Origin of the sequence: Vibrio sp. V39_P1S14PM300, from assembly GCF_009904765.1 — a bacterium.
Lineage (GTDB): Bacteria > Pseudomonadota > Gammaproteobacteria > Enterobacterales > Vibrionaceae > Vibrio > Vibrio proteolyticus.
Map to the genome: position 1 here is coordinate 1 of NZ_WXWP01000189.1, position 22,490 is coordinate 22,490.

At 48.6% G+C, this 22,490-nt stretch carries 22 protein-coding genes; 9 read left to right on the top strand and 13 right to left on the bottom strand.

The window, feature by feature from the left end; genetic code table 11:
- Window positions 1-41: 41 nt before the first annotated feature.
- Window positions 42-386, top strand: a complete 345-nt coding sequence (locus tag CAG65_RS09505; protein ID WP_161453479.1) for a DUF3802 family protein — start codon at window positions 42-44, stop codon at window positions 384-386.
- Here the strand turns inward: CAG65_RS09505 and CAG65_RS09510 are convergent.
- Complete coding sequence (locus CAG65_RS09510) at window positions 383-919, bottom strand: NlpC/P60 family protein (protein ID WP_202599332.1); 537 nt, start codon at window positions 917-919, stop codon at window positions 383-385. The two genes, CAG65_RS09505 and CAG65_RS09510, sit on opposite strands and share 4 nt — an antisense overlap.
- Before the next feature lie 111 nt (window positions 920-1,030).
- On the opposite strand from CAG65_RS09510, the gene CAG65_RS09515 reads away from it, so the two are divergent.
- Entirely contained in the window at window positions 1,031-3,061 is a 2,031-nt protein-coding gene (locus CAG65_RS09515) for a methyl-accepting chemotaxis protein (RefSeq protein ID WP_161453481.1), read from the top strand.
- Window positions 3,062-3,070: 9 nt separating this feature from the next.
- Here CAG65_RS09515 and CAG65_RS09520 read toward each other — a convergent pair whose 3' ends face one another.
- On the bottom strand, window positions 3,071-3,862 hold the full coding sequence (locus CAG65_RS09520) for a sterol desaturase family protein (protein WP_021703313.1): 792 nt from the start codon (window positions 3,860-3,862) through the stop codon (window positions 3,071-3,073).
- Between the two features lie 73 nt (window positions 3,863-3,935).
- On the opposite strand from CAG65_RS09520, the gene CAG65_RS09525 reads away from it, so the two are divergent.
- Entirely contained in the window at window positions 3,936-4,658 is a 723-nt protein-coding gene (locus CAG65_RS09525; protein WP_161453482.1) for a tRNA-uridine aminocarboxypropyltransferase, read from the top strand.
- Between the two features lie 179 nt (window positions 4,659-4,837).
- On the top strand, window positions 4,838-5,746 hold the full coding sequence (nagK, locus tag CAG65_RS09530) for an N-acetylglucosamine kinase (RefSeq protein WP_161453483.1): 909 nt from the start codon (window positions 4,838-4,840) through the stop codon (window positions 5,744-5,746).
- A 62-nt stretch (window positions 5,747-5,808) separates the two neighbouring features.
- Here the strand turns inward: nagK and CAG65_RS09535 are convergent, their stop codons facing one another.
- Genes CAG65_RS09535 through CAG65_RS09560 form a run of 6 tightly spaced genes read right to left on the bottom strand, consistent with a single transcriptional unit; the run spans window position 5,809 to window position 10,713 of the window.
- Window positions 5,809-6,078 carry a DUF2960 family protein gene (locus CAG65_RS09535; RefSeq protein ID WP_161453484.1) on the bottom strand — a complete coding sequence of 90 codons (270 nt, stop codon included), beginning with the start codon at window positions 6,076-6,078 and terminating at the stop codon, window positions 5,809-5,811.
- A gap of 55 nt (window positions 6,079-6,133) precedes the next feature.
- Window positions 6,134-7,906, bottom strand: coding sequence for a bifunctional molybdopterin-guanine dinucleotide biosynthesis adaptor protein MobB/molybdopterin molybdotransferase MoeA (locus CAG65_RS09540; RefSeq protein WP_161453485.1), 1,773 nt, complete (start codon window positions 7,904-7,906; stop codon window positions 6,134-6,136).
- A complete protein-coding gene (gene mobA, locus CAG65_RS09545) occupies window positions 7,903-8,490 on the bottom strand; it encodes a molybdenum cofactor guanylyltransferase MobA (RefSeq protein WP_161453486.1) in 588 nt (195 codons plus the stop codon). Before mobA ends, CAG65_RS09540 begins: the two co-directional genes overlap by 4 nt.
- Window positions 8,468-9,184 carry an energy-coupling factor ABC transporter ATP-binding protein gene (locus tag CAG65_RS09550; protein ID WP_161453487.1) on the bottom strand — a complete coding sequence of 239 codons (717 nt, stop codon included), beginning with the start codon at window positions 9,182-9,184 and terminating at the stop codon, window positions 8,468-8,470. The genes mobA and CAG65_RS09550 overlap by 23 nt, the downstream gene beginning before the upstream one ends.
- An 8-nt stretch (window positions 9,185-9,192) precedes the next feature.
- Window positions 9,193-9,891, bottom strand: coding sequence for an ABC transporter permease (locus CAG65_RS09555; RefSeq protein WP_021703306.1), 699 nt, complete (start codon window positions 9,889-9,891; stop codon window positions 9,193-9,195).
- Between the two features lie 6 nt (window positions 9,892-9,897).
- On the bottom strand, window positions 9,898-10,713 hold the full coding sequence (locus CAG65_RS09560) for a substrate-binding domain-containing protein (RefSeq protein WP_161453488.1): 816 nt from the start codon (window positions 10,711-10,713) through the stop codon (window positions 9,898-9,900).
- Between the two features lie 224 nt (window positions 10,714-10,937).
- On the opposite strand from CAG65_RS09560, the gene CAG65_RS09565 reads away from it, so the two are divergent.
- The 3 genes from CAG65_RS09565 to CAG65_RS09575 all read left to right on the top strand — a co-directional run bounded on the left by CAG65_RS09565 (window position 10,938) and on the right by CAG65_RS09575 (window position 14,947).
- Window positions 10,938-12,374: a sigma-54-dependent transcriptional regulator gene (locus tag CAG65_RS09565; RefSeq protein WP_202599330.1), complete on the top strand. Its 1,437-nt coding sequence runs from the start codon at window positions 10,938-10,940 to the stop codon at window positions 12,372-12,374.
- On the top strand, window positions 12,364-14,391 hold the full coding sequence (locus CAG65_RS09570) for a sensor histidine kinase (protein WP_443098386.1): 2,028 nt from the start codon (window positions 12,364-12,366) through the stop codon (window positions 14,389-14,391). The genes CAG65_RS09565 and CAG65_RS09570 overlap by 11 nt, the downstream gene beginning before the upstream one ends.
- 76 nt (window positions 14,392-14,467) lie before the next feature.
- Window positions 14,468-14,947, top strand: a complete 480-nt coding sequence (locus CAG65_RS09575) for a GNAT family N-acetyltransferase (RefSeq protein ID WP_021703302.1) — start codon at window positions 14,468-14,470, stop codon at window positions 14,945-14,947.
- A 55-nt stretch (window positions 14,948-15,002) separates the two neighbouring features.
- Here the strand turns inward: CAG65_RS09575 and CAG65_RS09580 are convergent, their stop codons facing one another.
- Window positions 15,003-15,197: a hypothetical protein gene (locus tag CAG65_RS09580; RefSeq protein WP_021703301.1), complete on the bottom strand. Its 195-nt coding sequence runs from the start codon at window positions 15,195-15,197 to the stop codon at window positions 15,003-15,005.
- 226 nt (window positions 15,198-15,423) lie between these two features.
- Here CAG65_RS09580 and yegS point away from each other — a divergent pair, with 226 nt between their 5' ends.
- Window positions 15,424-16,320, top strand: a complete 897-nt coding sequence (yegS, locus tag CAG65_RS09585; protein ID WP_161453490.1) for a lipid kinase YegS — start codon at window positions 15,424-15,426, stop codon at window positions 16,318-16,320.
- Between the two features lie 4 nt (window positions 16,321-16,324).
- Here yegS and CAG65_RS09590 read toward each other — a convergent pair whose 3' ends face one another.
- From CAG65_RS09590 to CAG65_RS09605, 4 genes are all read right to left on the bottom strand, one after another.
- Window positions 16,325-16,795: an RES family NAD+ phosphorylase gene (locus tag CAG65_RS09590; protein WP_021703299.1), complete on the bottom strand. Its 471-nt coding sequence runs from the start codon at window positions 16,793-16,795 to the stop codon at window positions 16,325-16,327.
- Window positions 16,795-17,247 (bottom strand): type II RES/Xre toxin-antitoxin system antitoxin, encoded by a 453-nt coding sequence (gene parS, locus CAG65_RS09595; protein ID WP_021703298.1) that lies wholly within the window; start codon window positions 17,245-17,247, stop codon window positions 16,795-16,797. The genes CAG65_RS09590 and parS overlap by 1 nt, the downstream gene beginning before the upstream one ends.
- Before the next feature lie 113 nt (window positions 17,248-17,360).
- Window positions 17,361-18,239, bottom strand: a complete 879-nt coding sequence (locus CAG65_RS09600) for a mechanosensitive ion channel family protein (protein WP_161453491.1) — start codon at window positions 18,237-18,239, stop codon at window positions 17,361-17,363.
- A 2-nt stretch (window positions 18,240-18,241) separates the two neighbouring features.
- Entirely contained in the window at window positions 18,242-20,587 is a 2,346-nt protein-coding gene (locus CAG65_RS09605; protein ID WP_161453492.1) for an ATP-binding protein, read from the bottom strand.
- 309 nt (window positions 20,588-20,896) lie between these two features.
- On the opposite strand from CAG65_RS09605, the gene CAG65_RS09610 reads away from it, so the two are divergent.
- On the top strand, window positions 20,897-22,489 hold the full coding sequence (locus tag CAG65_RS09610; RefSeq protein WP_161453493.1) for an ABC-F family ATPase: 1,593 nt from the start codon (window positions 20,897-20,899) through the stop codon (window positions 22,487-22,489).
- Window position 22,490: the final 1 nt, after the last annotated feature.

Genomic DNA, 22,490 nt, shown 5'->3' on the forward strand with positions numbered 1-22,490 from the left:
AAAATCAACGCCTGTGGGCTGAAGTTACACGGAGAGAATACGTGGTTGTAGAAACCGATGGCTACTTGGCTCTGATTGAGCATTTAGCAATGAATCTGGATATCTTTACCAACGACAATAGTGATACCGGTAAAGAGAGCGTCGAAGATGTCGTAACCGATATGGTTGCCAGCAATATTATGGCCATTTTCGAGCAAAACCCAGAGTTGCACTCTAGCGTGCGCTTCAAATTACTGAAAGAAGCGGATTCTGTGGTCGAGGATCTCGGTGAGGTATTGGCGGGAGTATGGTCTCGTCCGGCAACGAACCGCCAAATAGAGTTTCTGGATGAGTACATTGCACTGGTAAAAAACCTGTTCGATACCGCTGTTGCGACGTACGATTAATTGCTAAGGGGCGGGGTACTTACCCGCCTGAAATGCCAAAACTTAGAGGCCCAATACGGGTTGTCCAATCTGGATATAATCACTCCTTTTGACGTCGATGCATGCATGAATTGCTTGTTGCCCAGATAAACACCGACATGACGCGTTGTTCGTGATGTTCTGAAAAAAACCAAATCGCCAGTTCGGGCATTATCATACTCAATTTCTTTACCGTATTTTGCTTGAGACCAGGTGGTGCGCGGTAAGCTGAGATTATTAGCATCCCGGTAGGCAATTTGCACAAAGGCCGAACAATCTACACCGCTTTTAGTTTCTCCCCCCAAACGGTAGGGCGCCCCTTTCCAACGTTGAAATACCTTCATAAAAGACTGACGCAGAGCCTGATTGGCCTGAATCTGCTGACGATAAGGCGTCACCGTATTAACTTGATCCTGAGGAAGTGCGCTGGCTCGATCCACCGAGTCGCTCGAAGAACAGCCTGAAAGTATCCCTGCTGCAGAGAATAAAATGAAGAAAATCGTACGTTTATACATTGATAGTATTAGCATCTAGTCCTTGAATGAAATCTATTTGTCATATTTAAATTTTACCATTTGGCGTGCCTAAACTTTTGTATTAAAAAACCTTAACTTTTAAGTGCGCCCATGACTACTTTACATTCCGAGAGATGGTCTGTGTCGTTGATCCAAGCGATCAGCGCCATCTTCGTCTCGACTGCATTGCTGGTGATCACTATGTCAGTAATGAGCTCCAGAGGCGTTGAACGCCTTGGTCAGCAGTTTGAAAATTTATCAGAGCAAGCCTTGCCGCTTGCGATGAATAACGCCCGCCTGACTCAAAACATCTTAGAGCAGGTCAAGCAATTAAGCTACGGCTCCAGGGCTCAGAGTGCTGATGAACTCACATCAATGACCAATAACATCAATACATTGGCCTCTGAGACTCAACAATTGGTAAGCAATGTCTTTACTATTGCCGACAATTTCAGTGACGCCATTACCGATGAGCAAAAGCAATCGCTGCAGAGTTATATCTCTCGATTGCAATCCTTATCGTCGTCTATTCTCTCCACACAACGTGCTTTGCTGGACAAACAACAGATCATTGACGAACAGACAGTATCATTTCGTTATGGCCTGAGTTCTATTGGCCCAGAGATGAACCGCATTAGTTCGTTCCTGGCGGTGGACAACCCTGAGTCCGCCGATGCAGCTAATCGTTTTATTGCCAGCGCCAGCTCAATGGAGAGCACCTTCTTAATGATGATGGTGCAGACCAAGTTGCACAATGCTGAGCAAGAATACAAAGAGATGCGTAACCGCATCGCCGGGATTAATCTCGCTTATGACGACTTCAAAGAGTGGCACCCCGATGTCACTGAGTTTGCCAGTCTGACAGCACCTTATGACATGGTGAAGTCAGGGTTTGAAGAAAACGGTGTGTTGAAGCAAATCCTGTCTAAGCTCCAACAAGCCGAAATCCAACAACAGGAAATTAAAGAAGCGGCAGAGGTGGCCAGCAAAACAGTGGATTTGTTAAACGCCATTTCCGCCACCGCGCAAACGTTGATCGCCGAGAGTGAAAATGTGGTTCACAGTACGATTAACAGCGTGTTGAATACTGTCGTGATAAGTGGCGTTGCACTGGTTATGTTGATTCTGGGCTCCTGGTTTACGCTACGAACCTGGATTAACCGAGGGCTACGTCACATTGTCCGCCATTTAGGTCATTTAATTGATCACGATTTTACGAGAGAGGTTGCCGCACAAGGCCCCAAAGAGCTAAAAGACGTCGCGATGAAACTCAATCAGGTGATTTCGTCGACTCGTGAATCACTGATCACCGTAACCAGCAACTGTGAGACCTTATACCAGACTGCAGAACTGAGCCACAACGCCGCAGAACAGTCCAATCAGAGCCTGACACAGCAGAACGCATCGTTATCCAGTATGGTGACCACCATTACTCAGCTCGAAGCCTCAATTAGAGAAATTGCGTCAGTGACCAACGAATCTTACGCTGAGTCGCAAACGGCAGCTCAACATTCCGCGCGCGGTGTACAAGTGGTTGAGCAGAACCGCCAGCGTCTGCAGTCGCTCGAAACATCCATGAATCAGAATGAAACATCTATGGTTGAGCTGGATAACCGGGTTAAACAGATCCGCGAGATGGTCGATATGATTTCGGGGATTGCAGAAAATACCAATTTACTCGCTTTGAATGCTGCTATTGAAGCCGCTCGCGCTGGGGAACAGGGAAGAGGGTTCGCCGTCGTTGCCGATGAAGTGAGAAAATTGGCCAGTGATACCTCGATGCAAACGGCCAATATTCGCGAACGCATGCGGGAACTGGTTGCAGCGGCGCAACAGTCTCGAGACGCCGTGACGGAATCAAGGCAAGAAATGGCCCACGCACTTGAATCAAGTGAAGCGGTCAAAACGGCCTTTGAAGACATTCAACAAGCCGTTGATCACATCCGCCAACGTGTGGAGCAGATTACCGTGGCGACCGAAGAGCAGGAGCGGGCAACCGCAGATGTCAGCCAGTCAATCACTCGCGTGTCGGATCAAGGCCAGGAGACCAAGCGACAACTTGAAGCCATGGTCGAAAGCTCGGAACAGGTGGCCGATATTGCAGGGCACCAACAAGCCATGCTGCACAAATATGAACTGTAGCGGTCTGTATTATTCGTGGTTACGAAACGGCTGGGTGAGCATTTTATCCAGCCATTGTTCACGCTCGGAACGAAACAGCGGCAAACCGATTGTCACACCTTGATGGCCTTGTTCGGGCTGACTGCGGTACGTACCGAACAGACGATCCCAAACTGACAGAAAAAAACCGAAATTAGAATGCGTTTCTCGCTCAATCACAGAATGATGAACGCGGTGCATGTCTGGTGTGACTACGAGTTTGCGTAATCCAGTATCCCATTTCAGTGGCATCCAGCCATTGCTGTGATTAAACATCGCGCTGGCATTGAGGATGATTTCAAAAACCACCACGCTGAGAGGGTCAAGTCCTAATAAAATAACCAGTGCGATTTTGATGCCCATCGACAACAGAATTTCTATTGGATGAAAGCGCGATCCCGTGGTGACGTCAATATCCTGATCCGCGTGGTGCATACGGTGTAAACGCCACAACAAAGGAACGCGGTGGAATAATATGTGCTGAGCATAGATAGCCAGATCAAGCAACAGCACCGATAGAACCAGTTCTACTCCGATTGGTAACGCAACATGGTTGAATAAGCCGATTTCAGAACCCTGAGCGAGGATCGCGGTTTCAACAGCCAACACAGGCATAAGCAGGGCAAGGCACAAGCTGTTCAGTCCGACAATGCCTAGATTGTTCAGCCAACGAGTGCTTTTACGCTGCGTGAGTACTTTTCGCGGTGCTGCCCATTCCCAAAGGGCACATATCACCAGCACAGACAGAAAAAAGCTCAGTCGAATCCATTCCGGATTATTCATAATAGGTTCCTGTTTGAATCTGTATTTACTCTAAGTACAATGCCGCCCATAAAACAGCATAAACTTAACATTAATGAGAATTCACGCTTTCCACCGCCTCTTTCAACATCGTCTGTCGCTCTCCACGAAACCGTTCAATGCCAGGGGGGCCAAAGTAGAACGATGCCAGTATTGTCAGGTGTCGCTCCAGCACTGTTTATGTGCCCACCAACCCGATGTTGAATCAGGAGTTGCGATACTGTTGCTCGTTTCTGATAACGAGGTGTTTAAACCAAGCAATACCGGTCGTTTGATTGCGGATACGGTTAAAGAAACATATGTCTATCAATGGAATAGGACCGAACCGGACTCAGAAATCATTCAGTTACTGCAAAATGAACACTATCAACCGGTGGTGATTTTTCCTGACAGCTACGTAGAAGATCAGTCGCGTCTGCTCATTGACGCTGAAGCGTACCTTGTACCGAGCAAAACACCGCTACTCATTCTGCTGGATGGCAGCTGGCGGGAGGCCAGAAGAATGTTCCGCAAGTCACCTTACCTGAATGGTCTGCCAGTGTTGTCGGTCACACCGGACGTTGTGTCTCAATACATGATGCGGCGCTCTGACAATGACACGCACCTCTCAACCGTGGAGGTCGCGGCCATGGTCCTTGAGCAGATAGGGGAGCAGGCTACTGCCAAAACGCTCAGTCTGTGGTTCGAAGCATTTCGCGAAAGTTACCTACTGAGTAAGACACGATTCAAGCATGATCTATCGAAACCAGCGCTGAAACGTTTCCTTGAACATAAATAAAAGCGCGAAGTCACTCTAAAAGTGACAGTTTTGTTGATGGCTCCTTGTGCAATCAGCTCAGGGGCGGACGTAAATCTGCCTCTGGTCACGGATTGTAGGCGTAGCTATATGGATAATGCACTCATTATTTGTTTTTTTGCCCCGGATTTGGGCTTGATATATTTACGGAGAGAACCTGCATGTATTACGGCTTTGACGTCGGTGGTACCAAAATTGAATTTGGTGCGTTTAATGAAAAACTCGAGCGTGTGGCAACGGAACGTGTTGCGACGCCGACAGCAAACTACGACTTATTGGTCGAAACGATTGCGGGGCTGGTCGAAAAATACGATCAGCAGTTTGGTTGTGAAGGGAAAATTGGCCTCGGATTACCCGGTATGGAAGACGCGGATGACGCCACCGTACTGACCGTCAATGTGCCAGCGGCCAAAGGTAAACCTTTGCGTGCTGATCTGGAAGCCAGAATCGGCCGCAGCGTCAAAATTGAGAATGACGCCAACTGTTTTGCTTTATCTGAAGCCTGGGACGAAGAGCTGAAGGACGAACCATCCGTAATGGGTTTGATCCTGGGCACTGGGTTTGGTGGTGGTCTGGTGTATGAAGGAAAAGTATTTTCGGGTCGCAATCACGTCGCAGGTGAGTTGGGCCACATGCGCCTGCCCATTGATGCGTGGTTTCATCTGGGAGACAACGCGCCTTTGTTAGGGTGTGGCTGTGGAAAAAAAGGATGCCTAGACAGCTATTTGTCTGGTCGCGGCTTTGAATTGATCTATGAGCACTATTTTGCTCAACCCAAAAAAGCCATCGATATTATTCACTCTTATCAACAAGGTGAAGCTAATGCCGTCGAGCATGTAGAACGCTTTATGGAGTTACTGGCGATTTGCTTTGCCAATATCTTTACCGCCAACGATCCGCATGTGGTGGTTTTGGGCGGCGGGTTATCTAATTTCGAACTGATTTACGAAGAGATGCCTAAGCGTGTACCGAAGTACTTATTGTCGGTTGCCAAGTGTCCAAAAATCATCAAAGCCAAACACGGAGATTCCGGTGGTGTGCGCGGAGCGGCATTCCTCAATATTAAGTAACTTCGCTAGTTACGAAAAGGGCTTGCGTGATGCAAGCCCTTTCTGTTTCTCCAGAGGCGCGGCTACGCTTTTGGTTTTTTACCCACACCGAAGTTTTCTTTTGGCAGCAATGCAATTTTTCCGAAGCCAAGCTTGCGGAAGTGGTTGTCACGATAGTTGCGAACGGCTTTGGTATCGGAAACCGCTTCAACCTGCAGCTCCATTTTTAGAAAGTCAGTCAGATCGATCCCTTCGGCTTCAGCCACCGCTTCGTGGATATTACGGTGTTGCTGATAAGAGAAAGTCAGGGTTTTCTCTTCGTCCTGGTAAGTATAAATAATTGTACGTGCCATAGTGTTCACTTAAAAAGAAAAGGCCAGCGGAGCCGACCTTAGAATGTCATTTGCGCTAGATTCTGCCTTGAAGCGGAATGATTGTCACGCTTTCTCCAGGTTTTACTGTATCAATGGCCGGATCAATCTCAATCAGGCAATTGGCTTCGCTCATTGAACGCAAAATTCCGGACCCTTGCTTACCTGTGGTTCGAACCTGTAACTGGCCCTGCGCACTCAGTTCGTAAACTCCGCGCGTAAATTCTGTTCGTCCTTGTCGTGAACGCAGCGACTCTATGGCGATGGCTGGCATTTTCAAAGGTTGCCAGTCCACTTCGCCCTGCATTTTACGAATCGCCGGTTCAACAAAGTTAATGAATGACACCATAACAGCAACCGGATTACCTGGCAGGCCGAAAAATGGCACTTGAGACAGATGCCCGAACGCCAGAGGCCGGCCCGGGCGCATGTTAATGCGCCAGAAGTCGATGTGGCCCAATGTTTTCAGCGCCAGCTTAATATAGTCGGCGTCACCGACCGAAACACCACCCGATGTGAGCACCAGGTCGGTTTCTTGTGATGCGCGTTGAAGCGCGTTGGTCATCGTCTGCTGATCATCTGGTAAAATGCCATAGTCGACGGTGTCACAGTTCAGGTTGGTCAGAAGTCCGATTAAGGTATAACGGTTAGAATCGTAAATGGTATTTTCACCCAGCGTCTCGCCGGGAGCCTGAACTTCGTCACCGGTAGAAAAAACACCCACTCGCAAACGGCGCTTAACAGGACAGCGGCTTAACCCAAGCGAAGCCAGCATCCCCATTTCAGGTGAACTGATTCGTGTGCCAGCGGAAAAGACCGTTTGTCCATAAGACAGGTCTTCGCCAGCCAGACGAACGTTCTGTCCTGGCTTGATTTGATGAGTCGATAGCGTGACAGTGTCACCGTCAATGGTGGCAGCTTCACGCATGACCACGGTATCCGCCATTTCTGGTGTCGGAGCACCTGTCATGATTTTTACCGCCTGGCCAGCCAACAAAGGCTTGTCGTAGGCATAGCCAGCCATCACTTCAGCCACTACCTGATAGCGGTCGAGACCAATGTCTTGAGATCGAATCGCAAATCCATCCATAGCCGAGTTGGTATATCGCGGCACATTGATTGGTGAATGAACGTCCTCAGCCAATACGCGGCCATAGGCGTGTTCAAGTGCGACCTTTTCGACCAAATCAATAGCTGTGACCTGAGTTAGGATCTGCTCCTGACCTTGTGCGACCGAAAGAAATGCGGGCGAAAGGGTATCACAGGTTGCGACTTGTGACTTTGATTGCCGGACTGACCCGTTGGCATAGTTGAGCACAAACGCGGCAATGCCGTCCAAATCATTAATGTCCAATTGAGGCATGGCGGAATCTACGCTTGAGTCAGCTGCGATAGCAATAATGTTGTCATCATTGGGATAAAGCCAGGGTTTGCCTACCGCGTCACGGTGCAGTTCGATTTTTGGAAACGCGATGTTCTTGCACCCTTCGACCAGAATGAGATCCAGGCTGTTAACATCAAAACGACTGAGCAAATAACTGAACTCAGCTTCAGCGTCCGGGGTTTCGGTCATCAGAGCATAACGATTTCGCGATGCAATCAGCATTTGAGAAGCACCGGCTTTACGCAGTCGGTAGCTGTCTTTTCCCGGTTTATCGACGTCGAAGTTATGATGGGCATGCTTTAAAACACCGAGGCGAAGTCCGGCATCAGTCAACTTGGGTAACAGCGCTTCCAGTAGGGTCGTTTTGCCAGTGCCGGAGTAGGCGGCAAAACCAAGTAGTGGAATCGAGGGGAGTGTCATGGTCATGATTGCAAAGTTCCAAATTGAGCCAGTTCTTCCGGTGTATTGAGATTGATAAAGCAATCCTGAGCATCGCTGAAATCTGCATATTCAGTATGACACTCCTGATAAAGAAGAATGATTTTGCGATCGCCGCGTTGCAGGAAGGCGATCAGTTTTGGCAGCACGCGCTTATGAAATAGCGTGAATACGGGTTGCTGATGTTCACCATCATGTGCCACAACGATATCGGTATCGGTTTTCACTGCACGGCAGAAGCGTTCGACGAGATCATCGCAAACAAAAGGACTGTCACAGGGGACAAAACCAACCCAGTCTGTATTCGCGAATTGCAGCCCGGCATGGATGCCGCCTAATGGCCCGGGATAGTCCGGAAACGTGTCACTGACGACGGGGGCGAGCTCTGCGTAACTGCTAATATTGCGGTTCGCATTGATGATGATACGAGATGTTTGCGATACGAGTTTGTTCAGCACATGCTGAACCAGCGGTACTCCATTGAGTTCAATCAGTCCTTTGTCTTTACCACCCATACGACTGGCCCGTCCGCCAGCCAAAATCACCCAACTAGTTTGCGTTGGAATTAGCATAAGAATTCTCTTGTACTGAATCTTGAATAATGTGTAACAACGGCGACTCTACCAGAGTATTGTCCTTGATCCACCACTGCTTTTTGCAGATTTCGGTCAGGGCATTCGCCTGATGACTGGTGATCACCAAACTTGCTCCGCGCGACAGCATGTCTTTCGCCATGATCACGAGACGCTCAATCGACTCTTGATCCAGCGATGCACTTGGTTCGTCCATCAATAGGATGGACGGCTTGAGAATCCAGGCTCTGGCCATCGCCACACGTTGCTTTTCTCCTCCGGACAATACCGAAATATGTTCGTCGGCGAGTGTTTCCAACCCTACCATGCGCAATGCAGTGATGACTTGAGCTCGCTTATCTTTTGCGGATTCTTTTTGAAAGCGAATACCATAAACGACATTTTGATATACGCTGCCATCAAAAAGGTAAGGGGACTGGTGCAGGTACGTGACATCTTTTCGACCAGCGCGGCGGGTCAATTTGGCTAACCAGCTGTCAGCCGGGGCATGAATAGCGCCTGTCGTCGGCTTTAGCAAGCCAGACAAAATCTTCAATAGGGTAGTTTTACCCACCCCATTATCGCCTTTGAGATAAATGGCGTCATTGGGACCGATCGACAGTTCAGGTATGTGGAACAACACTCGCTCTTTGAATCGCATCGAGAGCTGAGTTGCAGTTATTTTTATCGTCATACGACCCCTTACGTTCTCAAATAACCTTTGCCACGCATACTGCTGAGCAAAAAGTTAAGCACCAACGCGAGGGTGAGCAGCACAATTCCAAGTGCCACGCCCTGAGCAAAAGCGCCTTTACTGCTTTCCAGTGCAATGGCGGTCGGGATATTCCGGGTCACGCTCATAATGTTGCCACCGACCATCATGGAGCAACCCACTTCAGTGACAATGCGAGAAAAACCCGCAATCGTTGCTGCCATCAGAGGAAAACGTGTTTCCCAAATCATAGTTGCTGCTATGCGACTCGTCGAAACACCCAGTGTGATGGCTGTTTCTATGGCCCGTCGATCACTGGATTGAAGTGCGCCATGCATCATAGAAACCAACACTGGGAAACAAACCAGCATTTGGCCGAAAATCATCGCTTTTTGAGTGAATAGCATTTCCCAATTGCCCAGCGGCCCAGAGCGGGAGAGCATCATATACAACAATAAGCCAATTACGACGGTGGGAATGGCCTGCATGGTGTTGATTATCGACAACAAAAACCACTTTCCTTTGAACTCGGTATACGCAAGGACAAAGGAAAGCAGAATCGCTGGCAGCAGCACCAGCGATATAGCGGACAAAGACACCGAAAAAGAGACCGCAACAATCTCCCACAATGCCTTATCCAGACTCAGTAAAAGCCCGACGGCTTCCTGTGTCGTTTGCCACAAACTCATCAAGAGTTACTTCTCGTTAGCGTTAGCGACAAACAGCTGTTTTCCATTGAGGCGGAATTCGTTGATCAACTGCTGACCTTTTGGGTTAACCAGCCAGTCACTGAACACTTTCGCACCTTGATAATTGATGCTTGGATAGCGCTCAGGGTTAACCAGAATAACTTGATATGGGTTGAACAGTTTTTTGTCGCCCTGGAACAGGATCTTCAAATCCAGTTTGTTCTGATAGGCCAGCCAGGTACCGCGATCCGACATGGTGTATCCCTGCAGTTCCGACGCCATGTTCAGCGTAGGACCCATACCTTGTCCAACGGCTTTATAGCCACCAAAGTTAGGTTCCATTCGGGTTTGTGACCAGAGATTTTTCTCTTTTTTGTCTGTGCCCGAGTCATCGCCGCGAGAAATGAAGGTTACGTCAGACGTCGCAATGTTCTTGAAAACGTCCAAAACATTGTTTTGCTCCGCAATATGCGCGGGGTCGTTTTTCGGTCCGACGATCACGAAATCGTTGTACATCAGTTTGCGAGGCATCACGCCGTAGCCTTTTTCAACAAAGTTGGCCTCCGCTTTCGGCGCGTGGGTCATCACCAAATCCACATCACCGTTTTCACCCATTTTGAGCGATTTGCCCGTGCCGGCTGCGATGACATCGACTTTGTAACCTGTGTCTTTTTCAAATTGAGGCAGCAAGTAATCAAGCAAACCTGAATGATAGGTACTGGTGGTCGTAGCGAGGCGAATGTGTGACGTATCTTGCGCGGCAGACACAGAATAACTGGTAACGGCCAAAATAGTGGTCGCCAAAAGCGTAATGTTTTTCATTGTTGTGTGTTCCCTCAACGTGAGTATTAACGGGGTTGTTAGCGTCGATACAGCAAGTAGGGTGCCAACTTCTCAACACTTAGTTTGGCCCATTAGGTAACCAATTTCAGTGATTTAATGAACATAAATGTTGAGCTGGGACAAAATGTCGCATGTTTACTATTTTGACATTAAGAAAAGTTGGTACACTCTGTCCCATTCAAATGAACTGAGATCTTTTGTCTATGTCACTGGAATCTAACCACTCTTCACTGTACAGCGCCTTTTCCGTTCTGGTTGTTGATGATGAACCGGGAATGCAGGCTATTTTGAAAAAAGCGTTGGGAAAATGGTTTGCCAGCGTGGATTGCGCCGGATGTGTGGAAGCAGCTGAGCAACTCAGACAAGCCAATCATTACGATTTGATTGTTCTGGACATCAATTTACCGGGGCGGTCAGGTATTGAGTGGGAAGAAGCGTTTCATGACAAAGACAAACCCGCCGACGTTATCTTTATGACCGGCTACGCAGATCTGGAAACCGCAATTTCGGCGCTCAAGCTCGGTGCGTCGGACTTCATCCTGAAACCGTTTAACCTGGATCAAATGCTTTCCGCGGTTAAGCGCTGCATGGACAAACGTGTTCAACAGCGAATGCAATACGCGCTCAACCAAGACATGCAGCGCCACATCAGAACGGAGATCGTTGGTCAATCGGAAAAAACCCGTCTGCTCAAACAGTTGATTACACAGTTTGCCCCTTCCAGAGCCAGCGTATTGATTGAAGGAGAATCCGGCACCGGGAAAGAACTGGTCGCGCGTGGTGTCCATGAAGCCAGCGGCCGAAAAGGGCCGTTTGTGCCTGTCAACTGTGGGGCAATTGCCCCCGAGCTGCTGGAAAGTGAGCTATTTGGCCACGCCTCAGGCGCGTTTACGGGGGCCAAGAAAAGCCGTGAGGGCCTGTTTCGCGTCGCAAATGGAGGAACGTTATTTCTTGATGAGATTGGTGAAATGCCATTGTCAATGCAATCGGCTTTGCTGCGTGTTCTGGAGCAACGCACCATTCGGCCGGTTGGTACAGAAAAAGAGCTGGCCGTGGATGTGAGAGTCGTGGCAGCGACCAACCGTAATCTGCAGGAGGAAGTAAAGAACGGGCATTTTCGATCCGACCTTTATTACCGTTTAAATGTGCTGCGCATAGAAGTGGCACCACTGAGAAAGCGCAAGACCGATCTGGCGGAACTGGTGCCATACTTTACCCACATGCTGGCGACGGAGTTGGGCATACCTAAACCAAAATGGGCTCATGAGGATATTCTGGCGCTGAACGAATACGACTGGCCGGGTAACATCCGTGAACTGAAAAACCAGATTGAACGCTGTATTCTTCTGGGCAAACCGCCAGCGCACCAATGGCGTGATGTACAGGCCGCGAAACACGTTTCCATGACAGTGTCGAGTGGTGCAGAGTTGCTCAACCTGCAAGAAGAGCAAGTGCATCAGGGAGAAGGGTACCCAGACGACTGGTCTCTCAAAGAGGTAGAAAAAGCCCATATTCAGCAAGTTGTCGATGCCCATGATGGCAATAAGTCTGCTGCCGCCAGACGATTAGGCGTAGCTCGTAAAACGCTGGAGCGTAAGTTCAAAGAGTGGGAAGCGGAAGGGAGTTCCTATGTCGGCTGAGCATGGGTGGCTGGCCAAGTGGCGTTACCGGTTCAAAATCATGGTGCGCTACCGCCTGCTGATCCTTACCTCAGCGCCCATCGTCTTTACGCTGATCGCTTTAATTGCCATCAGTGTTTATTGGTCAATTCACTACACCTGGAAAAGTGCACTGATTGACGTATCCGAACGCCTTGGCGTTGCCAGCAACAGCATCACACTGTTGCAGCAAAAACAGGCCAATTTTGTGAGGGCTTTTGCTGAGTCATATTCGTTTCGTAATCACGTTAATCAGCTCTCCGATCCCGCTGAGCTTACCGCATGGGTGCAACAACAGAAAAATCGTTATGGGTTGGATTTTCTGCGTTTTCATACTGTGGACACCATAGATAAAAAATTCCGCTTCCTGGATTTGACGCGCAAAGCGTCATTCTTTGATGTCCTGACGCAGAAAGAGCTCAGTGAGCTTGACCCCAACTTAGCCAGCCGGGCGCAAATCGCGATCCTTAAGACTCAGCGTATCGAAGGCCGCGGTCTGATCAGTCGGACGGTGATACCTGTTTATAACCTGCATAATGATCTTATCGGCTTTCTGGACGGAGGGCTGTTGCTGAACAACAGCACCGTGTTGGTCGACCAGATTCGTGATCTGATCTACCCCGACAAAGAAAACTCACTACGTCCGGTCGGCACGTTAACACTGTTTTTAGATGATTTGCGAGTCAGTACTAATGTGCCGCTCGACAGCGATGATCGTATTGGCCGCGCGATTGGTACCCGAGTCTCAAAAGAAGTCCGACGCGTCGTCCTCACGCACGGGAAAGAGTGGGTCAATCTGGCGTATGTATACGATGCCTGGTACATCACGGCCTATCAACCAATCAGGGATCAGTACAATAATGTCATCGGCATGTTGTATACCGGCTATCTGATGTGGCCTTTCTTAGAGGCCTACGTCACGAACATCTTTGAGATTGGCACTGTGACACTGGTGTTATTGCTTGTTTCGGGGTTCGCTGTTTATCGGGGATCACGGGATTTGTTCGCACCGATTGAACGTATTCACCGAGTGGTGAAGCTGGTTCAGATTGGCAAACATCAACGTATTGGTGAGCTGGGATTGGATAAAGAGCATGAACTTGCCCAGCTCGCACGCCAGTTTGACAACATGCTGGACTCTCTCAATGCTCGTAGAGAAGAAGTCAAAAGTGCCGCGAAGCAGTTGGAGAATAAGGTGGCGGAACGGACAGCCAGCTTGTCGGAGAAAACCGAACAGTTGGAGCTGCACATCAAGTTGCTCCATCAAACCCGAGATAAACTAGTGGTCAGCGAAAAGTTGGCAGCACTGGGGGAACTGACCGCAGGCATTGCTCATGAGATCAACAACCCGACAGCCGTAATCCTGGGTAACGTGGAACTGATAAAATTTGAACTGGGCCCCGAAGCGGCAAGGGTTGACGAAGAAATTGGAGCCATCATGGTTCAAATTGACCGTATTCGTAACATTACACGCAGCTTGTTACAGTATAGCCGTCAGGGCGGCGTGCAGGACGAAGTCACCTGGCAACACGTGAATCCGATCATTGATGAGAGCATTACGTTGGTAAAAACTGGTGCGAAGAAACGCGATATTCAGTTTGAAACTCATCTGGACGCCCATTCCCCGGTTGAAGTGAACCGTCATCACCTATTGCAAGTGATGGTCAATTTGCAAATGAACGCCATTCACGCCATGAAAGGCGAAGGGTGTCTGACAATTATTAGTGAAGACTGGATTGAAAACGAAGAGGTGTGCGGCGCGATCATTCATGTAAAAGATGAAGGATGTGGTATCAGGCCACAGCACCTCAAGCGAGTGTTTGATCCATTTTACACCACCAAACGCGACGGAACAGGGCTGGGCCTGTCTGTCTCTCAAAGTCTGTTAAGCCAAACAGGCGGAGAAATCAGAGTCACGTCTGAACCTGCCCAAGGGGCGTGTTTCAGTATTTATCTGCCAAAGAAAGCCGAAACCTATCTCAACGTAACCAACCTATAAGCAGATCCTCTCGGAGGTCTTGCTATAACATTGACTTTCATATAGTTATGAGAGGTGTTTGTACGGGAGAGGTTGAATGGAGCTTATCGCATTTGAGGAGCAGCACTATCCGTTGCTCATAAATTGGATAGATAATGCTGAGCTGAATTTCTTATGGGGCGGGCCATGTTACCGTTTTCCGTTGACTCACAAACAGATTCGGCAACATTGCGCCCAGAAGAACGTGCAACCCTATGTGCTGATGGATAAAGGTGAACCCGTTGGATTTGTCGAACTGTTTATTTTACAAGCACAAAGTTGCCGGATTTGCCGGGTATTCGTTTCACCAGACAAACGTGGGCAAGGGTACAGTTCGAGCATGCTGACTCTGGTCATGGATAAAGCCCGAGAGCAGTATAACTGTTTGAATGCATCTTTGGCGGTCTTTACACACAATGAAACCGCACTACATTGTTATCGCTCACTTGGGTTTGAAACTTACGCTCTTGAACGTGGGACGCGTTACTTAAATGGCCGTTGGTGGGATCTGTTGCTAATGAGTAAAACGCTGAGTTAACCTCCCAAACAAAAACGGAGTGCCTTGGCACTCCGTTACAACTCTCTGTCGTGAATCACATATCTACAGACATACCTAACGCATCCAGCCGGTCTTTGAACTCCTCTAAGTTCTCTCCCCGATAAGTCGGGTGACCATTAAAGTAACGTGGCTTTTCAGGAAGCATCGCATTTTTCAGCTCTTTTTCCTGCTCATCGCTATCATGGTAAACCGTCACTCGATGTGGGATTTCCTGTCTGATTGCCGCCATTTTGGTCTCCTTGTTTTTACGAACACGTAATGTAACCCTAGTTCATTTGGCGCGACTATCCATGTTTAGGTTTCGTCATGTCATCAGGTTTCGTCCGGGATCACGTTTTTACAGCGCACTGACAATTGGCCAAAAGAGGTGCCAGAGGAAACCTGACGACTTACTAACCTTAATGACAGAATATTTGGTGTAATATGAACCGATAGGCACGTAGACAGGAGTCATGATGAAACGTTTCAGAGCTATTCTAAATGGCAAGAAAGCTGGCGAACCGGCGCTAAGAGAGGCTATTTTCGCGATTCGCGAACAGGGGGAGCCCTTAGAGGTTCGTGTTACCTGGGAATCGGCCGATATGCTCCGTTTGGTTGAAGAAGCCAGTCAGGACGGAATTGAACGAATATTGGTCGCGGGCGGGGATGGGTCGCTAAACGAAGCGGTGAATGCGTTAGACACACTTGCTCACGAGCAACGACCAGAGCTGGCGGTGATCCCTATGGGAACAGCCAATGACTTTGCTACTGCGAATCGCATTCCCACCACCATAGCCGCTGCGCTTGAATTGGCGATCCATGGGCAAACCCATCAGATAGATTACGTGAAAGCCAATGATCGCTGTTTTATCAATGTCGCGGCAGCAGGGTTTGGGGCCGAGATAACCGCGGAAACTCCGATTGAATTAAAAAACTTCCTCGGCGGTGGCGCCTATACGCTGACTGGTATTGTAAAAGCTCTGGGGTTTCGCCCATATGAAGGCACTTTATCCGTAAGCAAGGGAAGCTGGACTGGTGACATTCTGGTCGGGGCGTTTTGCAACAGCCGTCTGGCTGGCGGTGGACAAGAGATGGCTCCTTACGCGCTAATAAACGATGGCGATATGGACGTCACCGTAGTCCGGCCATTCTTGCCACACGATTTACCTCAGGTGATCGAAGAGATCAAAAATCCTAAGGAAAACGGTGAGTTTGTGGTCCACTTGAAAACCAACTGGCTGGAAATCGATTTTCCGAAAACGCTACCACTCAACTTGGATGGTGAACCTTATCGTTCTCAGAAAATTCGTTTTGAAGTCCAGCATCAGGCGCTGGCGATGGTCTTACCGGATGACAGCCCTTGCCTGAGATAAGCGGTTATTTAAAGATGCGGGGATCAAACTCAAATTGCAGTTTCTCCGCTTTGGCGAATACCTTTTTCAAAGCAGGATGGTTGGGGTTGATCAGATAATTTTTGTCTCGCGGAGAAATAACGGATGGCACCTGCAAGACAGCAAAATCGGATGCAGCAATATTGAGAAATTCATCACCGATCAACTGGGTTGATTCACTGGGTGGAATCGAACGCCAGTTAGGTGGGAGGTCTGAACGGCTGAGTTTTACGATCAGCTTGTCCGGTACATCTATCCGGTACAAATCGTACCTATCGATCATGTCTGGCGTATTGTTGAGATGAACAAACACTTCCAGAGAACACAATGATTCAGATTCGGAAAAGTAGAGGGCTTCGGTACCTTTAGAGTTCCATCGCCCCCCAAACCACTTAGCGCCATTGGGGCTGAAAGGAGAATCGGCGTATTTTTTCTGAGTCAGCCGATACATGAGCATCAGGAAAAGACCCCGTGCTCAATACGGCCGATGAGATCACGCACCACTTCAAAATCCGCCGTAGTGGAAATCATATCCAGAGGACGTTTTCCGGCCAGGCCGTAGACACTCTCTTTGAGCCACTCTAACGCACGTTCTTCATCATCAAACAGATCCGTTGCCAGTTTGACCAGCAGGGCAAGGCGATACATCACATCGCTTTCCTGCATACTGAAACGTTCACCTTTCGCTAAACGGCGTTTGATGGTGCTGATGGGAATATGAGTAACATGATGGAATTCACTTTGCGATAAGTTGGCCTTTTCCAGAATGTTGATGTACACCTGAGGTTCGAAGCCTTGGTGCACGGCTTCATTCTTAGCGGTCGATTCGTTTTCAATCCCCATGCTAAACCAGAAGTTGTTCTTATATGACGACTTCGGTTTGAAGCTTTTCATCGCTGTTGCTGTCATATCTCAGTACCTCTTGGCTCATTTGGTCTAGCAATTATGGACCAAATGAGCCGAGTTCGCAATACGCTTGATTTATGAAAACAAACAGCCCCTGAGTATTCAGGGGCTGGGGATCATCCGGCGTTGACTGCGATTTTCGGTGGCTTGATGCCGTGTTTCTTAAACTCTTTCATCACCCTTAAGGTAATGTCTGTCTCAAACAACTTTTCGTAGGCCGTATCCACCACATACGCTTTACAGGTTAGCTGTATCGCCAGGTAGTTGTCTGCGATGGTTTGTTTAACCAACACGGTCACCGGTTTGGGCAAATGAATATAGCGACTGGAAGAAGCCGCCTCCTGAATCAAGTCTCGCGCTAACACAATGTCTTCATCCATGCCGACATAAAATGGAATGACGACCTGCATGTCTAATGCGCCATAGTTGCCACTGGTGGTTACTTCATTCAGGAATTTGTTGTTCGGAATCGTAATGATGTCATCGCTCAATGTACGCATTCTGACAGAGCGAAGACCGATGGCAATAATGTCGCCATAGTTCCCCTCAAACGTGACGCGGTCACCAACTTGAAACGGACGATCAATCATGACCGTCATTCCGGCAATGAACGACGCCGCCAAATCTTTGAGCGCAAAACCCACCGACACTGCCAGCGTACCGCCAATCAATGTCAGGATCTGATCGTTGATACGAAAACTCATCATGAACACAATCAAACCCGCGGTCATATAAATGAAAAACTGCAGGAAAGACTGCAACTTTTGCAGCAGCATCCGGTACTGGGCGAACTGTGAACCAATGCTCTCAACCATTGAGTTCATGAACTTGATCAGGACCCAGGTTGCGGCAATCACTAATACGGAAAAGAACACGCCACTCCAACGAATTAACGTGGCAATCTGGGTGATATTTTCTACTTGCGCCAGTTCCTCTGACGCCAAAGTCGGTGTCGTAACCAGCAAAGAAAGAATCAGAAAAAGGACTCTGTACATAACTATTTCACCAATAAATGCTGACGGTCTAATACGTTGGTAATATGACGGAACCAGTGATCCGAAACCCGTGCTTTGTCTTCGTTCCACTCGATGTAACCGCGACTTTGGAAATAGCGCAGCGTGCCGAGTACTTCAGCGACACTTAACTGGGTACACTCCGACAGCTCTTCTGTGGAAGCAACTTCCAACTGAACAATTGAGCGCAGTACTGCGAGCATGGGTTTGGGCATTTTTTCCAGCTCTTGGGACTCCGGCGCGGTAAACAAACGAACCACCACTTGTTGTGTTTCTTTGTTTCGATTAAGTGACAGACGGAAAAAACGCAGTGCCACCGTTGGGTTGCCATCAGAGTAGTGCCAGAGAATGCGGTAGAACCCTTGTTTAGCGCGGTCTTCTTCAGTGATGTCTTCCTGATCCCACTGTTTAGGCACGACCAAGCCATCAAAACAAACCGGATGCTCGACGTCTCGGTTGATACGGCTGTCGAGCAATTCACCAATCTGTTTTTCTGACCAGCGAGGCAAAAAGGTGACTAAATCAAACAGCAGACGCTCGCCGCGCGCTCGGTCGACAAAACGCCAACTCGCTTTTTCAACCGCCATAACCACCCGGTGGTTTTTCTTGGAACGACGTAGCAAGTTAGTCAGGCGAATCAAATCCGACAGACCGCCAACCATGGGTTTAACCAGACGCTGAGCGTTGTCGACCGCGATGAGATAACTGGTGTCACTTTTTCGCAGCTGGGACAGGATCTGAATCTCGCTGCTTTCTTCTTCCATCCCGAGACTCACCGCTAAATGTTTCAGTAAGGCGCTGTAACCGGCGTAAGGGCAATTGAGATAAACGGGTTCGGCATTTTTCACTTTATCGAGTAGCTGGCGTAACAGCGTGGTTGTACCAATACCGCGTTCGCCGGATATCACACAAATCGCAGGACTGTCGCTTATCAAGTAATGCGACAGTTGCTTGATTTCATCCGAGCCATAGTCAAACAAACGGCTGTCGGCCGATCCAGGAAGAACATATTCAAAGGCCTGATTACCTTTGATGCGCACGAAATTAGGGTTCGTTTGCACATTGCCTGTCTGCTTAGCAACTTCTATCCGAAACAGGTAGGCAAGCGCCTGACTAAACAGCGTATAGCCAGATAAGGCACTAATGAGACGATGTTTAAAACTGTGTACGGTAATCCAGAATGCGGCTACCGCCGTCGCCGCAATACTCACCAAAAACGTCTCTTTGTGATCAATTGCCCAGTTGACCCAAACAGGACGGTCGGAGATGCGCTCTGCCACTTCAAATACTTTCTTTCTCCACAGTAGCAGAACATTCATGGTCACCAGCACAAACCAGAAAAACAGCACATTGTAGATCCAGTAATAGATCGTGCCTTTACCAACAGTACGCATCGATATTTGCAAGATCACGCCAGCAACAATAATGCTCCAGATGTATCGGCGAATGGTCGATAAACGGAGCGCGATCAGCGCTTTACTGGACGAACGACTGTTGCGGTAAACAAACTCAAGAATGAAACTGACCGCAATAGAACCGCCCAATATCCACCAGGTAAAAATCTCAAGAAAAATCAGATGTTGCAGGCTGTCGATATTGGCCAAAACCCGCAATGAAAGCGTGATGGCAATTAAGACCGCAATAGCACGGTGAGCACGGCTGATATACCACACTAAGCGCACCCATAGCGGTGGATTCGTTTTGGACTCCAGATGGTACTGGTAAAACAGATTAATAAGGCGCTTGCTGTTTTTAAGCCACCAGGCGAGCACCAGATAAATAAAGAATACTTTGACTCCGACCCAGATCACCGGAACAGGGGAAATCAGCACTTCTCCAATGAGAGCTTTCACACTGCGAATTTGAAAAAACACCAGATACTTCATATTCAGCCGGGTATTTTCCCACTCTTTTTTAAACTGAAGCACGCCGTACGGGCCGAAACCGGTCAAGCGGTCACGAGTCACAGAAGAGGTGAGTTGCAGCAGCGCTTCTTTACTCTGGGCAATACTGCGTAATGTTTTGTAGGTTGACTCGGTTTTAAACCAGTCTTCTTCACTGCCTGAATGCTGATACGCCAACAAATCCTGGCGGAATAGTTCAATTTGGGCATTTTGCTCACGCAAGGAGGCAGAGAGCAGTTGTTCGACTTTCGCCATGTCTTTGTCTGTCATGAACAAAGGTTCGGGAAGCGTACGAATTTCCTGACTGATATTGTAGGCAACGGAACTGACGGTGGGCTCTTTTTTAAATGTGTATTCCCACTGCGCTAAAGCTGGCTGGGCCAAACACAAAGATAACAAGAGCATTAAGCGTAAGACCTGACGCATAGAACTCACTTATAAGTTGTTGATTTTTTGAATTAGTGTAGACGGAAAACCGACCGAACGCGCACTCAGAATGAAGCGAAAGAGGGGATTCGAAAAGAAACTCTTTCGTTGAGTCACGGTTCAGAGTCAGAAAACCAAGGACAATCGAACCAGATTCTAAACACAACTGCGTCTAAGATGTGAGACAGGGATTGACGTGCAGACTGCCATCACGTTGTCACAGCGGGTAGATAATCTAAATCATTACTTGAAGTTGCCGCTATGAACCAGTAGTGTGGCGCGGTTTTTTACACATTTAAGGTAAAGGTTTTGATCTCCACAGCGAATATTACTCAGCAGTTCGGCGCGAAGCCGCTTTTTGAAAACATCTCCGTGAAGTTTGGCGAAGGGAATCGCTACGGCCTTATCGGCGCTAACGGTTGTGGTAAATCGACCTTTATGAAGATCCTAAGTGGTGAGCTCGAGCAAACCAGTGGTAACGTCAGCTATGATCCCAACGAACGGATCGCCAAGCTGAACCAGGATCAATTTGCCTACGAAGAGTACACCGTTATTGATACGGTCATCATGGGTTACAAAGAACTTTGGGAAGTGAAAAAAGAACGTGACCGCATCTACTCTCTGCCAGAAATGAGCGAAGACGAAGGTATGCGCGTTGCTGATCTTGAAGTTCAGTTTGCGGAAATGGACGGTTACATGGCCGACGCCAAAGCGGGTGAACTGTTGCTTGCGGTTGGTATTCCGGAAGAGCAACATTACGGTCTGATGAGTGAAGTTGCCCCTGGTTGGAAACTGCGTGTGCTTTTGGCACAGATTCTGTTTGCAGACCCGCATATCATGCTACTTGACGAACCAACCAACAACCTGGACATCGATACGATTCGTTGGCTGGAAGAAACGCTGAACCAACGTAACTGCACCATGATCATCATTTCCCACGACCGCCACTTCCTGAACAGTGTATGCACACACATGGCGGACCTGGATTACGGTGAGCTGCGTATTTACCCGGGTAACTATGATGAATACATGACCGCAGCGTCTCAGGCACGTGAACGTCTACTGGCAGACAATGCGAAGAAGAAAGCGCAAATTGCAGAACTGCAAACGTTCGTCGCTCGTTTCTCTGCCAACGCATCAAAAGCCAAACAGGCGACATCGCGCGCGAAGCAGATTGATAAAATCAAGCTGGACGAAGTGAAAGCCTCTAGCCGTCAGAACCCATTCATTCGTTTCGAACAGTCGAAAGAGTTGTTCCGTAATGCACTGGAAATTGAGAACCTGGCGCAGGGTTATGAAAACGATCTGTTCACAAATTTCAACGCCATTTTTGAAGTTGGTGAACGTGTGGCGATCATCGGTGAGAACGGCGTAGGTAAAACGACCTTACTCAATACACTGGCGGGAGTGAAGGCACCAACAGCCGGCAGTTTCAAATGGTCTGAGAACTCGAACATCGGCTACTACGCACAAGATCATGCGCATGAGTTTGAAACCGACATGAATCTGATGGACTGGATGGGGCAATGGCGCCAGGAAGGCGACGACGAGCAGGTTGTGCGTAGCTTCCTTGGTCGTATGCTGTTCTCTCAGGATGACATCAAAAAGTCAGTTAAAGTGCTATCCGGTGGAGAGCAGGGGCGTATGCTGCTGGGCAAACTGATGATGCACAAACCGAACATGCTGCTGATGGACGAGCCGACCAACCACATGGATATGGAATCGATCGAATCACTGAACACGGCGTTAGAGCAGTACAAAGGTACGCTGTTCTTCGTGTCCCACGACCGCGTGTTTGTAGACTCTCTGGCTACCCGTATTCTGGAAATTCGCGACGGTAAGATCACCGACTTCCGCGGGACTTACTCAGAATTCCTGAAGTTTAAAGGGGTAGACGGATAAT

Bases quoted from the DNA above. Each gene is read 5' to 3' on its own strand.
- CAG65_RS09510 (WP_202599332.1), bottom strand. From the start codon at position 919: ATGTATAAACGTACGATTTTCTTCATTTTATTCTCTGCAGCAGGGATA.
- CAG65_RS09515 (WP_161453481.1), top strand. From the start codon at position 1,031: ATGACTACTTTACATTCCGAGAGATGGTCTGTGTCGTTGATCCAAGCG.
- CAG65_RS09520 (WP_021703313.1), bottom strand. From the start codon at position 3,862: ATGAATAATCCGGAATGGATTCGACTGAGCTTTTTTCTGTCTGTGCTG.
- CAG65_RS09525 (WP_161453482.1), top strand. From the start codon at position 3,936: ATGAGAATTCACGCTTTCCACCGCCTCTTTCAACATCGTCTGTCGCTC.
- nagK (WP_161453483.1), top strand. From the start codon at position 4,838: ATGTATTACGGCTTTGACGTCGGTGGTACCAAAATTGAATTTGGTGCG.
- CAG65_RS09535 (WP_161453484.1), bottom strand. From the start codon at position 6,078: ATGGCACGTACAATTATTTATACTTACCAGGACGAAGAGAAAACCCTG.
- CAG65_RS09540 (WP_161453485.1), bottom strand. From the start codon at position 7,906: ATGACCATGACACTCCCCTCGATTCCACTACTTGGTTTTGCCGCCTAC.
- mobA (WP_161453486.1), bottom strand. From the start codon at position 8,490: ATGCTAATTCCAACGCAAACTAGTTGGGTGATTTTGGCTGGCGGACGG.
- CAG65_RS09550 (WP_161453487.1), bottom strand. From the start codon at position 9,184: ATGACGATAAAAATAACTGCAACTCAGCTCTCGATGCGATTCAAAGAG.
- CAG65_RS09555 (WP_021703306.1), bottom strand. From the start codon at position 9,891: ATGAGTTTGTGGCAAACGACACAGGAAGCCGTCGGGCTTTTACTGAGT.
- CAG65_RS09560 (WP_161453488.1), bottom strand. From the start codon at position 10,713: ATGAAAAACATTACGCTTTTGGCGACCACTATTTTGGCCGTTACCAGT.
- CAG65_RS09565 (WP_202599330.1), top strand. From the start codon at position 10,938: ATGTCACTGGAATCTAACCACTCTTCACTGTACAGCGCCTTTTCCGTT.
- CAG65_RS09570 (WP_443098386.1), top strand. From the start codon at position 12,364: ATGTCGGCTGAGCATGGGTGGCTGGCCAAGTGGCGTTACCGGTTCAAA.
- CAG65_RS09575 (WP_021703302.1), top strand. From the start codon at position 14,468: ATGGAGCTTATCGCATTTGAGGAGCAGCACTATCCGTTGCTCATAAAT.
- CAG65_RS09580 (WP_021703301.1), bottom strand. From the start codon at position 15,197: ATGGCGGCAATCAGACAGGAAATCCCACATCGAGTGACGGTTTACCAT.
- yegS (WP_161453490.1), top strand. From the start codon at position 15,424: ATGAAACGTTTCAGAGCTATTCTAAATGGCAAGAAAGCTGGCGAACCG.
- CAG65_RS09590 (WP_021703299.1), bottom strand. From the start codon at position 16,795: ATGCTCATGTATCGGCTGACTCAGAAAAAATACGCCGATTCTCCTTTC.
- parS (WP_021703298.1), bottom strand. From the start codon at position 17,247: ATGACAGCAACAGCGATGAAAAGCTTCAAACCGAAGTCGTCATATAAG.
- CAG65_RS09600 (WP_161453491.1), bottom strand. From the start codon at position 18,239: ATGTACAGAGTCCTTTTTCTGATTCTTTCTTTGCTGGTTACGACACCG.
- CAG65_RS09605 (WP_161453492.1), bottom strand. From the start codon at position 20,587: ATGCGTCAGGTCTTACGCTTAATGCTCTTGTTATCTTTGTGTTTGGCC.